Annotated in this window: 11 protein-coding genes, 2 tRNA genes and 1 pseudogene; 9 read left to right on the plus strand and 5 right to left on the minus strand. The window is 43.2% G+C overall.

Going from position 1 to position 12,411, the window contains the following annotated elements; all coding sequences use genetic code 11:
* Positions 1-559: 559 nt before the first annotated feature.
* From H6G18_RS23685 to H6G18_RS23695, 3 genes are all read left to right on the plus strand, one after another.
* The gene (locus H6G18_RS23685) at positions 560-2,299 is read left to right on the plus strand and encodes a diflavin flavoprotein (RefSeq protein ID WP_190409540.1); all 1,740 of its coding nucleotides are present in this window, start codon (positions 560-562) and stop codon (positions 2,297-2,299) included.
* 306 nt (positions 2,300-2,605) lie between these two features.
* Complete coding sequence (locus H6G18_RS23690; RefSeq protein WP_190409541.1) at positions 2,606-4,318, plus strand: diflavin flavoprotein; 1,713 nt, start codon at positions 2,606-2,608, stop codon at positions 4,316-4,318.
* A gap of 256 nt (positions 4,319-4,574) precedes the next feature.
* A complete protein-coding gene (locus H6G18_RS23695; RefSeq protein WP_190409542.1) occupies positions 4,575-4,817 on the plus strand; it encodes a hypothetical protein in 243 nt (80 codons plus the stop codon).
* Positions 4,818-4,931: 114 nt separating this feature from the next.
* Here H6G18_RS23695 and H6G18_RS23700 read toward each other — a convergent pair whose 3' ends face one another.
* Both H6G18_RS23700 and H6G18_RS23705 read right to left on the minus strand, forming a co-directional pair.
* The gene (locus tag H6G18_RS23700) at positions 4,932-5,711 is read right to left on the minus strand and encodes a TrmH family RNA methyltransferase (protein WP_190409543.1); all 780 of its coding nucleotides are present in this window, start codon (positions 5,709-5,711) and stop codon (positions 4,932-4,934) included.
* Positions 5,712-5,778: 67 nt separating this feature from the next.
* A tRNA-Leu gene (locus tag H6G18_RS23705) sits at positions 5,779-5,860 on the minus strand.
* A gap of 454 nt (positions 5,861-6,314) precedes the next feature.
* Here H6G18_RS23705 and murA point away from each other — a divergent pair.
* From murA to H6G18_RS25320, 6 genes are all read left to right on the plus strand, one after another.
* The gene (gene murA / locus H6G18_RS23710; protein WP_190409544.1) at positions 6,315-7,658 is read left to right on the plus strand and encodes a UDP-N-acetylglucosamine 1-carboxyvinyltransferase; all 1,344 of its coding nucleotides are present in this window, start codon (positions 6,315-6,317) and stop codon (positions 7,656-7,658) included.
* Between the two features lie 195 nt (positions 7,659-7,853).
* Positions 7,854-8,729, plus strand: coding sequence for a M48 family metallopeptidase (locus tag H6G18_RS23715; protein ID WP_190409545.1), 876 nt, complete (start codon positions 7,854-7,856; stop codon positions 8,727-8,729).
* A gap of 471 nt (positions 8,730-9,200) precedes the next feature.
* Entirely contained in the window at positions 9,201-9,599 is a 399-nt protein-coding gene (locus tag H6G18_RS23720; RefSeq protein ID WP_190409546.1) for a type II toxin-antitoxin system death-on-curing family toxin, read from the plus strand.
* A 279-nt stretch (positions 9,600-9,878) separates the two neighbouring features.
* Complete coding sequence (locus tag H6G18_RS23725; protein ID WP_190409547.1) at positions 9,879-10,961, plus strand: alpha-hydroxy acid oxidase; 1,083 nt, start codon at positions 9,879-9,881, stop codon at positions 10,959-10,961.
* Between the two features lie 91 nt (positions 10,962-11,052).
* A tRNA-Leu gene (locus H6G18_RS23730) sits at positions 11,053-11,136 on the plus strand.
* 24 nt (positions 11,137-11,160) lie between these two features.
* Positions 11,161-11,445, plus strand: coding sequence for a hypothetical protein (locus H6G18_RS25320; protein WP_390825775.1), 285 nt, complete (start codon positions 11,161-11,163; stop codon positions 11,443-11,445).
* Here the strand turns inward: H6G18_RS25320 and H6G18_RS23735 are convergent.
* From H6G18_RS23735 to H6G18_RS23745, 3 genes and pseudogenes are all read right to left on the minus strand, one after another.
* A pseudogene (locus H6G18_RS23735) lies at positions 11,380-11,640 on the minus strand (hypothetical protein); the annotation flags it as partial. The gene H6G18_RS25320 and the pseudogene H6G18_RS23735 sit on opposite strands and share 66 nt — an antisense overlap.
* 6 nt (positions 11,641-11,646) lie before the next feature.
* A complete protein-coding gene (locus H6G18_RS23740; RefSeq protein ID WP_190409548.1) occupies positions 11,647-12,129 on the minus strand; it encodes a DUF3368 domain-containing protein in 483 nt (160 codons plus the stop codon).
* On the minus strand, positions 12,119-12,307 hold the full coding sequence (locus H6G18_RS23745; protein WP_199311817.1) for a UPF0175 family protein: 189 nt from the start codon (positions 12,305-12,307) through the stop codon (positions 12,119-12,121). Before H6G18_RS23745 ends, H6G18_RS23740 begins: the two co-directional genes overlap by 11 nt.
* Positions 12,308-12,411: the final 104 nt, after the last annotated feature.

The following is a 12,411-nucleotide window of genomic DNA, read 5'->3' on the forward strand; positions in this document are numbered from 1 at the left end:
TCAAAAACCTCCTGGTATTACTACTTTGGTTCGCGGTCTTGAGCAATTTGAATCCACTTTTTTTGGCTGGAAACTCGCTCTGGGCAAACTTGTGTGTACACCGTAGCCTTTAAGGAGAGAGGCTTTAAAACCTTTATTTTCGTTGAGCTTTCAAGATATCTAAGCCCCTCTCCGCGTCGAAGAGGGGTTGGGGAAAGGTCATCGAACTCACGTTATATGTAAGGTATTCAATGCCTATAATTTCCAGGTTTTAGTTGGCATTCCTACCCTGGGCTTGACGCTTAAGTATAGGGATTTTTTCAGAAATACCAACAGATTGTTATATGATATGTTTGGGATTTTAAATTATGCCAAGAAATATCAATAATTAAAACATGATACCGTTAATACAATTTAATATGTCGGATATTTATTTAGTTAAAAAAGAAGCTAAAAAATAGCAATAATTGCTACAAGTTGAATTTTAGAAAATATCGTTTTCATTACAACTTAAAAATCCAGTTAGCCGCACAATGGGAGCAGAGAAACAATACTGTTTATTTGCACTCGGAGACGAATCATGGTAGGGATGTCTACGACTGGCAACGCCCACGCAGAGACTGTTCAGCATCGGCTAACTGTAGAAACTGTAGAAATTGCCCCTAACACTACGGCGATTCGCTGTCTAGACTGGGATCGCGATCGCTTTGATATCGAATTCGGACTGCAAAACGGTACGACTTATAATTCATATCTAATTAGAGGCGAGCAAACAGTTTTAGTTGATACTTCTCACCAGAAGTTTCGCCAACTGTATTTAGAAACACTAAAAGGTCTAATCAACCCCAAAGCTATTGATTACATTATTGTCAGTCATACAGAACCAGACCATAGTGGTTTGGTAGAAGATGTGCTGCAATTAGCACCAAGAGCAACTGTTTTGGCTTCTAAAATTGCACTGCAATTCTTAGAAGGTTTAGTACATGATCCTTTTTCCAAACGAATTGTCAAAAGTGGCGATCGCATCGACATTGGTAAAGGTCACGAAATTGAATTTGTCAGCGCGCCTAACTTACATTGGCCTGATACTATCTTCAGTTATGACCGCAAAACCGAAGTCATTTATACTTGTGATGCTTTCGGGATGCACTTCTGCGACAACCGCACTTTTGATGAAGACTTAGAAGCGATTGAAGCTGATTTCAGATTCTACTACGACTGTCTCATGGGGCCGAATGCGCGATCGCTGCTGAACGCGATGAAGCGCATGGGTGAACTGGGCAAAATTAAGATAATCGCTAACGGTCACGGGCCTCTGTTGTACCATCATTTAGATGTGTTGACTGAGTGTTACCAAAACTGGAGCCAAAGACAAGCCAAAGCAGAAACCACAGTCGGCTTATTTTATGTCGCCGATTATGGCTATAGCAACTTACTAGTTCAAGCCATCGGCGAGGGTATCCAAAAAACTGGTGTTGCAGTCGAAATGATCGACCTCAGCACGGCAGAAATCCAAGAAATTCAAGAATTGGCAGGTAGAGCAGCTGGTTTAATTATTGGTATGCCTCCCACCACCTCAGTGGCAGCGCAGGCTAGTATTAGTTCCCTGCTATCTGTAGTTAAAGATAAGCAAGCAGTCGGCTTGTTTGAATGCTTTGGTGGCGATGACGAACCCGTTGATACCATCCGCCGCAAATTTATCGACTTGGGTGTGAAAGAAGCCTTCCCAGCGATTCGGATTAAAGATGTTCCTGGCGCATCCGCATACCAATTGTGTACAGAAGCGGGTACAGACTTGGGACAATTGCTGACACGGGAACGCAACATCAAGCAAATCAAGTCCCTTGATGTCAACATGGAAAAGGCATTGGGACGGATTAGCAACGGTCTGTATATTGTCACCACCAAAAAAGGTGATGTTAGCAGTGCCATGTTAGCTTCCTGGGTATCCCAAGCCAGCTTGCAACCATTGGGCTTTACTATTGCTGTCGCTAAAGACCGGGCTATTGATACCTTAATGCAAATAGGCGATCGCTTCGTCCTCAATGTCTTGGAAGAAGGCAATTACCAAGAACTGAAAAAACAATTCCTCAAGCGCCTACATCCCGGTGCAGATCGCTTTGCCGGAGTGAGAACCCAAACCGCTAAAAACGGCTCACCCATCCTCACGGACGCTCTCGCATACATGGAATGCGAAATTCAAAGCAGCCTAGAATGCAGCGACCACTGGATTTTATACTGCACCGTTGAAGATGGTCGTGTTTCCAAACCAGACGGACTGACCGCAGTTCGTCACCGTAAAGTTGGTAATTACTACTAGGAAAGGGGTGTAGAAGAGAGTTGATAGTGGTTTGCAGTTGAGTCCAATACAAACCTAACCCCCAGCCCCTTCCCTTGTAGGGAAGGGGAGTCAGCCTCAAAGCCTCTCTCCTTGTAGGAGAGAGGTTTGGAGAGAGGTCAAAGTGTATTGCGTACAAACGAAAAGTACTATATACCTCAATCCCTAATCACCCACTCCCAAATCTTCCTCCACTCACCAATACTTATGGATTTCATCCAATCGATTAAAAACTGGGCAAAATCTACCCGGTTTTTCCAATTTTTTTACAAACCTGAAACAAAATCTATGAGCGATTCCAAGCCCCGTGACGTACAGGTTCTTCCTATTGCTACAAACACGAAAGTTCTAAGAGCGCGTAGTTGGTCACGTTTGCGGTTTGAAATTGAATATGCCTTAGAAAGAGGTACTACCTCTAACTCTTATGTAATTGAAGGTGATAAAACTGCAATTATTGACCCGCCTGTTGAAAGCTTCATGGCAATTTATTTAGAAGCATTACAACAGACGCTCAATTTGAAAAAATTGGATTACGTCATTCTGGGTCACTTTAGCCCCAACCGTATACCCACCTTCAAGGCGTTGCTAGAATTGGCTCCGCAAATTACCTTTGTCTGCTCCCTACCGGCTGCGGGTGATTTACGCGCAGCTTTCCCTGATGACAATTTAAATATTTTGGCAATGCGGGGTAAAGAAACCCTCGATTTAGGCAAGGGTCATGTGTTGAAGTTCTTGCCAATTCCTAGCCCCCGGTGGCCGGCCGGACTTTGTACCTACGACGTGCAAACCCAGATTCTCTATACAGATAAGATTTTCGGCGCTCATATCTGTGGCGATGATGTATTTGATGATAACTGGGAATCCTTCAAAGAAGACCAGCGTTATTACTACAACTGTCTAATGGCTCCCCATGCTATCCATGTGGAAGCAGCATTAGAGAAAATCTCTGACCTACAGGTGAGAATGTATGCTGTCGGTCATGGGCCTCTGGTACGCACCAGTTTAATCGCCCTCACCCAAGCCTATGCAGATTGGAGCCAAGCCCAAAAAGACCGAGAAATTTCTGTCGCCCTACTCTATGCTTCAGCTTACGGTAATACGGCAACTTTAGCTCAGGCGATCGCTCTCGGATTAACCAAAGGCGGCGTAGCAGTCAAATCTATCAACTGCGAATTTGCTACCCCTGAAGAAATCCAAACCAATTTAGAACAAGCCGATGGTTTTCTCATCGGTTCCCCTACCATCGGTGGTCATGCACCAACCCCCATTAACACAGCCTTGGGTATTGTCCTCAAGGTGGGTGACAACAACAAACTAGCCGGGGTGTTTGGTTCTTATGGCTGGAGTGGTGAAGCCTTAGACATGATTGAAGGTAAACTGCGGGATGCTGGATATCGCTTTGGAGTGGAAACCCTCAAGGTTAAGTTTAAACCAGACGATGTTACCCTCAAGTTCTGTGAAGAAGTCGGTACAGACTTTGCCCAAACCTTGAAGAAAGCCAAGAAAGTCCGTGTCCCCCAACAAGCAGCTACCCCTGTAGAACAAGCTGTAGGTCGCATTGTCGGCTCAGTTTGTGTAATTACCGCCAAGCAAGGCGATGTCTCTACAGGAATGCTTGGTTCTTGGGTTTCTCAAGCCACCTTCAACCCACCTGGCTTGACAGTAGCCATTGCTAAAGAACGGGCTATTGAATCGCTCATGTATCCTGGTGGTAAGTTTGCCTTGAATATCTTACCCGAAGGTAATCATCTGGAATACATGAAGCATTTCCGCAAAAACTTTGCCCCAGGGGAAGACCGTTTTGCTAACTTCACCACTACAGAAGCGGAAAATGGTTGTACAGTCCTCGCTGATGCTTTAGCCTATGTGGAATGCTCGGTTGATCAACGCCTAGAATGTGGCGACCACTGGGTTGTGTATGCAACTGTTGATAATGGTAAGTTACTCAAGCCAGATGATGTAACTGCGATTAACCACAGGAAAACTGGTAATCATTACTAAAACTAGACTTACGCAATAAAGCTTTTCGCTCTGGGTGTAAAGGTATAAGGGCGAGGGGGTGTAAGGTTTTTGAACTCTACACTCCCTCTGTCGATTCTTGATTTTTCCACGGCTTAGGGCTAAAGCTACCCGTTTAATAAATGAATGTGTAAACTTTATACAGCAAATAGCTGTAAATATGTTTTAAATGGGCAAAATTATATTTTGTAGAACCTGCTATTAGATTACACAGTTAATAAAATTTTTTAGCAAAACTATGGAGCAAAGACAGCCAGAAAAGCGCCGCCACCTTGAACAAGAGTTTCAAGCATCTCTCGAACAGTTGGAGGATATCTTACAGAAAAGCTCAACTGAGGATGAAGAAATACCAGTTACACCTACTGATGATGTCACTGAAGTTGAAGCTTTTGACGATGAAGCTGATATTGATTTAGCCGCCCTAGAAGATGCAGTTGCTGATATTGAAAATTATTTAGAAGAGATCACAAAGTCCAAATAGTCACTAGCAACAAAGCAATGTAAATGTTGGGTTGACGTAAGAAAACCCGACCTACCTTCTTAATTACAAATTACGTAGGCGTTAGCTTTGCCGCAGGCTATTACGAATTACCAATTACGAAACCAACTGTCGCTGGACTTCGTACAACATTAAAGCAGATGCGATCGCCACATTCAAAGATTCTACACCAGGACTCAGGGGAATTTTCACTTCCTGGTCTGCCATCGCTGCTAAATCTGGGGACAAACCAGCACCTTCATTTCCCAATAAAATTAAACTGGGTTTGCGCCAGTCTATTTCCCAATAAGTTAACTTGGCTGTGGGTAAGGTGGCGACTACCTGCATTCCTGCTTGCTGGCAAAGCTGCACCGTCGTTTTTAAATCTTCACTCACTGCGGTTGCTAAACGAAACCACTGTCCAGCCGAAGCCCGCAGGACTTTAGGATTATCTAAATCTACACTATCTTGACTCAGCAATAAACCAGAAGCGCCCGCCGCCGCCGCCGTGCGAATGATTGTCCCTAAATTACCAGGGTCTTGAATGGTTTCCAAGGCTAGAACTACACCAGTAAATGGCACTTGGCTTTGTTGTTCGCTGCGCTTCGCCGTTGCCACTACCCCATCTGGTTGTACTGTAGTAGCGATCGCCCCTAACACTTCTTCACTGACAATCTCAAAGCGATCGCATCGGCTACAAGCATCTTCCCACAAGGCTGCATGGTTTGTTTCCCATTCGGGAGTACAACACACCACCTCTAGGGGATAATCCATTGCACAAGCTTCTTCTAATAAGTGCGTCCCCTCCAGTAAGAACAATCCCTGCTTATGCCGTTCCTTGGTAGAGTGCAACTTGCGAATTTGTTTAACTAAAGAATTTTGTAAACTTGTTAACATTGCTAGTGCTGAGTTCTGAATATTTAACAACTCAGCACTCAGCACCCATTACTCAGTACTGAATTTATGCGGAACCCGGGACTTGAACCCGGAAGCCTTGCGGCACTAGAACCTGAATCTAGCGCGTCTGCCAATTCCGCCAGTTCCGCTTGCGGTTTGCATATCGACAATTTCTTATTGTTACTTAATTAGTGAGCCTTGTCAACTCTGCTAAGAAAGATTATCAGAACAATCTATTGAGCCATGATGAATTAGCGATCAAAAATTGGGAATTATTCATAATGAATGAATGACTGATGATGCAATTTGCAGTAGTGAGGGAATATGACAATATTTTATTGAGTATTTATTTTTACATAAAAACAATACTCTGTACTAAGTCGTCAATAATTTAGTTAAAACCTATAAACCTTACTATTACTAACTTTAAGCCATCAGAACAGACAAAAAAAATGATTTATCAGTACAAGAGATAACTACAAAAATGTAGACAAATCAAATCTTTACTGTAGAATCAAAACCAACTTCTAACCTAAAAAATTACGTGTTTACTTTGGAGGTAGGCTTATTAATCCTTCTAGCAGCTTACCAGATGCCAAACTGGTGCCAGAAGCAGACTCCTCAGTCTTGCAAATTTGGGGTGGGCATCCCTTGCGGGGTCATGTAAAAATTAGCGGGGCAAAAAATTCAGCATTGGTAATCATGGCTGGAGCCTTGCTATGTTCAGGAGATTGCCGGATTCGTAACGTTCCCTTATTGGCGGACGTAGAGCGAATGGGTGAAGTAATATCGGCATTAGGTGTACGCTTGACACGACAAGACGACATCATAGACATCAATGCCAGCGAAATTAAGACATCAAAAGCTCCCTACGAACTAGTTACCCAGTTACGGGCGAGTTTCTTTGCGATCGGAGCCATTTTAGCCAGGCTAGGCGTAGCACAAATGCCATTACCTGGTGGTTGTGCGATCGGAGCCAGACCCGTTGATTTGCACGTCCGAGGACTGCAAGCAATGGGTGCAGAAGTGCAGATTGAACATGGTATTTGTAATGCCTATGTTCCTGGTAGCGGTGGTAGGTTAAAAGGAGCCAAGATTTACCTCGATACTCCCAGTGTGGGAGCGACAGAAACCTTGATGATGGCAGCCACCCTCGCTGATGGCGAAACCATCCTCGAAAATGCTGCACGGGAACCCGAAGTAGTCGATTTAGCCAATTTCTGTAAGGCTATGGGAGCCAACATTCAAGGCGCTGGCACTAGTACAATTACTATTGTTGGTGTGCCTAAATTACACTCCGTTGACTACAGCATTATTCCCGATCGCATTGAGGCTGGAACGTTCCTAGTTGCCGGAGCTATCACCCGTTCCGAAATCACTCTGTCGTCAGTAGTACCAGAGCATTTAATCCCGTTAATTGCCAAATTGCGGGATATTGGTGTAACAATTATTGAGGAAGGGACAGATTGCTTACGTATTCTGCCAGCAGAAGTTCTTAAGGCTACAGACATTGATACCTTGCCCCATCCTGGGTTTCCCACGGATATGCAGGCACCATTTATGGCTTTGTTAACCTTGGCAGAAGGTGACAGCATCATCAACGAATCAGTGTTTGAAAATCGCTTGCGTCATGCCTCAGAGTTAAATCGCTTGGGGGCAGATATTCGGGTGAAAGGTAACACTGCTTTTGTGCGAGGAGTGCCAATTTTATCTGGTGCGCCAGTCATTGGTACGGACTTACGGGCATCAGCAGCATTAGTCATAGCTGGACTAGCAGCCGAAGGAAAAACTACCATTCAGGGCTTACATCATCTTGATCGCGGCTACGATCAAATTGATGTAAAGTTGCAAAAATTGGGAGCTAAAATCCTCCGGGTAGGCGAAACGCCAGCAGATACCGAAGTAGCCGATACTAACAATGCTTCGCCAGCATCAATTTCCACTTAAGAGAGAGTAGGGGGAAATAAGGGAGATGAGGCGGATGAAGTAAATAAAGTAGACAAGGTAGGTAGAAAAAATCTTCTCCATCTCCCCCTACTTATCCATCTTCCCCTACCCCCTTATCTCCCCAATCCTCAATCCCTAATCGCTATACTAACTGTGGGAGGCTGTTGATATTTTGTTTCACCAACTGGCTATATCATGTCCTTGTTAAAATCTCCGCTCATCGGTTTAAAAGCTGACTCGTTTCGTCATCCATTAGACCTGGAAGCTACCACATCTCTCAAGCAAATACCAGGCTTGGATATGATGGTGCGAAATTTACTAGGGCCAATGGCGGAGCAAGTTTTCTATGTGGAAAATATTGCTTCGAGTGTTTTGGTAGGTGAAAAACAACTGCCTGATTTACACAAGCTGCTGTTAGAAGCCTGCAAAATTTTGGATATTGAGCCTCCCCAGTTGTATGTCAGACAACATCCGGCTCCTAATGCTTACACTTTTGCTATGCGGGGTAAGCAACCTTTTGTAGTGCTGCATACTTCTTTAATAGATATCCTTACCCCAGAGGAAATTCAGGCAGTTATTGCCCACGAGTTGGGACATCTCAAATGCGACCATAGCGTTTATCTCACACCCGTAAATTTATTAGTATTAGCGGCATCAGCCGTTCCAAATATCGGTGCTTTTGTTGCCCAAGCTATACAGGCACAACTTTTAGAATGGGTACGCTGTGCTGAGTTTACCTGCGATCGCGCCGCATTACTAGCCACCCAAGACCCAAAAGTTGTCATGTCAGTTTTGATGAAGTTGGCTGGAGGTTCACCCACCCTAGCACCCCAACTGAATCTCGATGCTTTTATTGCCCAGGCTCGTGCTTACGACGATATCAGTAAAACTGAGATGGGGGAAATGGTCAAAGCTGCCCGCACAGCCCAATTAACCCACCCCGTACCAGTCCTTCGCGCACGGGAAATTGACAGTTGGGCAAGTAGCCAAGAATATCAGTCTTTATTACAAAATCATGGTCAAAAGTACACCAGTGAAGTAGCACCAAAAGGCGGCTGGCGGAATTGGTGATAAGGTACTACTAGAGATTGGGGACTGGAGATGAGGTATGAGTTTTACTTTCCAGTCCCCTTTGCTTTGGGTAGATATGGGGAAATTATAGGCGATCGCGTAACCTCCCAGCGTGGCTAATCGCGCCATGACCAGTATCTAAAAGTTGCTGTCCAGTTAACACGGTTTAAACTGTATCAGGAAAGTGGTTCGAGCTTAGTTAGTAAGATATATTGAATTTAAGACAAGTATATTAAAACTATAATCATCAGCTTGCTCAATCATGCAAACCTTAAGACTTCGTAAGATCGGTAACAGTTTGAAAGTGGTTCCTGTTAGGAGAAGATTGTTGTTAGTTGCGGGACGTTCCCGAAATGTTCAACTACCCCGTAATTTTAAAGCAGCACCTCGCAAATCTCATTTTGAAAAGGCGATGGAAGCTTACAGGCAAGTAAGTAGTAAGTATAGGAACGCACTTCGTGAACTAGCTAAGTGAATGAGATTTTTTGGTTGAGCGAGGAAGTCATTAAAGCTATGCACGAAGAGCAATTAGCAGAACATGGTGGACTTCCGGGTATAAGAGACAGAAATTTGCTTTTAGCTAGTTTAGATAGACCTAAAAATTTATTTGCCTATGGCGAACCTACACCAACTATTTTTAATTTAGCGGCTGCTTATGCTTTTGCATTTGCCAAGAATCACGCTTTTGTGGACGGTAATAAAAGGATAGCTTTCGTTTCGATGGCTACCTTTCTTGTATTGAATGGGTATTTTTTGGAAGTACCAGAAGATGAAGTTGTATTAATGATAAAAAGACTTTCAACCGATAAAGAGACTCAAGAATCAATAGCAGATTGGGTTCAAGAAAATTGTACTAAGATCAGTAGCTAATTTATCGCCAAATTTCTTTTGTATGGCGTTTGTCCGCTAATTTTTATATAATTGCTTGTTCCCTACCCCTCTCACAGGGATATCGTGATAATAATATTTTCCGACTTTGCAAAATAAAACCCTTGCCTAATACAGGCAAGGGCTTATTACTCAAAATATGACAATAAACTGAAGCTAATTGAAATAAAAAAACTAGCTTTTATTTTCGTCGTTATTTTTTCCTTTAAGTTCATCGTCAATTTTGAAACTATCACACAGTATTTACTCACAATCACCACCATGACAGCTATATCCAGTCCCATCAACCTATTTGAATATGAACAGTTAGCGAAAACTCATCTATCTCAGATGGCTTTTGACTACTACATCAGTGGGGCTGGGGATGAAATCACGTTGCGAGATAATCGTGCAGCTTTTGAAAGAGTCAAGCTGCGTCCGCGAATGCTAGTGGATGTTAGCCAAATTAACCTCACTACTTCCGTTTTGGGACAACCTCTGCAACTACCGCTACTAATTGCACCGATGGCGTTTCAATGTTTGGCTCATGCAGAAGGAGAATTAGCCACAGCAATGGCTACTGCATCGGCTGGGGTGGGTATGGTTTTGAGTACATTGTCCACCAAAAGTCTAGAAGAAGTGGCAGAGGTTGGTAGTAAGTTTCCCAATTCCCTACAGTGGTTCCAGCTTTACATTCATAAAGACCGGGGTTTGACTCGTGCTTTAGTAGAAAGGGCTTATGCAACAGGTTACAAAGCTCTATGCTTGACTGTTGATGCTCCCGTACTTGGACAAAGGGAACGAGATAGACGCAATGAGTTTGTCTTACCATCTGGTTTGCAATTGGCTAATCTGGTCAACATATCTGGGTTAGATATCCCCTATGAGCCAGGGGAATCTGGTTTATTTACTTATTTTGCTCAACAACTCGACCCTGCATTGACATGGCGAGATTTGGAATGGTTGCAGTCTTTATCTCCCCTACCGTTAGTATTGAAAGGAATTTTACGGGGGGATGATGCGGCGCGGGCGGTGGAATATGGAGCTAAAGCAATTGTAGTGTCTAATCATGGAGGTAGACAACTTGATGGGGCGATCGCTTCATTCGATGCTCTCGCGGAGATAGTCCCAGTCGTTGATGGTAGGATAGAAGTCCTGCTAGATGGGGGTATTCGTCGGGGTACAGATATTCTTAAAGCCTTGGCTATAGGCGCTCAAGCTGTATTGATTGGTAGACCAGTTTTGTGGGGACTAGCCGTAGGTGGACAAGCTGGTGTATCTCACGTTATCTCTCTACTGCAAAATGAGTTAAATGTGGCAATGGCTCTCATGGGTTGTTCTAATTTGCGTGATTTGGAGACGTAGCAATGCTACCTCTCGACCAATCCCGAAAAAGTTTTATTTATTCCTTGCATTAAATCGAATGACCATACTATAATAGTAAAGTTGCTTCCCAGGGCGGGTGGCGAAATTGGTAGACGCACCACACTCAAAATGTGGCGACCTTGCGGTCATAGGAGTTCGATTCTCCTCCTGCCCACTGTTAAATACAAAACTGAAGAAGATGCGATTAAAAAGATGGGAATCTCCCCGCCGAGAAGGGAGAAATGATAAAGGCAGGGGCGGCTCTGCGAGAAAGCGACAACTGAAAAAACAAAGACAAATGTTACGGCAAAAGCTTAAGGAAGCGAACCAGCCAGACAACAGAAAAAATAATCAAAATGGGGAAGATAAACCAGTCTTCCCCATTTTTTTTAACTATATTCTATTCAGCACTCTGCATTTATCTACTTGCCAAATATTGATACATCTGCCAACGTGCATCAACTTCAGCTTGCGCCTGTTCTAACAGTTGTTTGGCAACTTCCGGTTTACTCTTAGTCAACATTTTGAAACGATTTTCTTGGTACATTGATTGCTCTACCGATTGAGTAGGCGATCGCATATCTAACTGTAAGGGATTTTTGCCCTGTTGTTGCAACAGTGGATTATAACGATACAACAACCAGCGTCCTGATTCTACCAGGGCTTTTTTTTGGTTCATGAATCTTTATTCCCCTGCTTGTTGTTTTAGCAAATTGACCAAATTATCGGATAGCCACAAACCAGCATCACGCAGAGCTTGGATTCCAGGAGATATGCTGGAGATTAGTCCACGTCTTTTTGCTAATATCAGCAAACCTCCCGTTCCAATTGTAGTAGTTCCTAAAGCTTGACCACAACGGCGTGCTGCCCTATCGTCAACAATAGCAGCAAATTCTGAATTTTGTAGTGCCAAACTCAATACTTGTGATTCTCCTTTTCCCAAATCCCAAGCTGCTACTTCAGGTGCGATAATATTCACTTCTACTATTTGTATCCACGAAATACTTGGTAATAGTTTTGATGCGGTGTCATTTTTCGTTGTAATTTCTTCAATAACACCGGATGGTACTAAAATTTCTGTGAATAATTGTGGGATTAATTGAGTTTGTTGACTTTTTAAAATAACAATTAAAGGTGAAGAGTTAACAATGACGCGACTAATCGGCATTCATCAGTTCCTCTGCTAACTCTTGAGCCGTATATTGCATAAAATCCACTTGATAGCGTGCTAAAGCATTGATAAATTCAGCACGAGTCAGTCCAGAAACTTCTGCTGCTTTAGCTTGAGATATTTCACCTAATTCATACCATTTAACTGCTGCTGCAATTCGCATTTCTTGAACCAGAAGTGTTGAATGTTAAGAAAAAGCCAATAAAAATAGCCCAAAATATGTTAGATTTTGGGCGAAGGATTAAAATATTTTAGTTTAACAGTGATTATAAATTCATT

This window comes from Anabaena subtropica FACHB-260 (genome assembly GCF_014697105.1).
Lineage (GTDB): Bacteria > Cyanobacteriota > Cyanobacteriia > Cyanobacteriales > Nostocaceae > Trichormus > Trichormus subtropicus.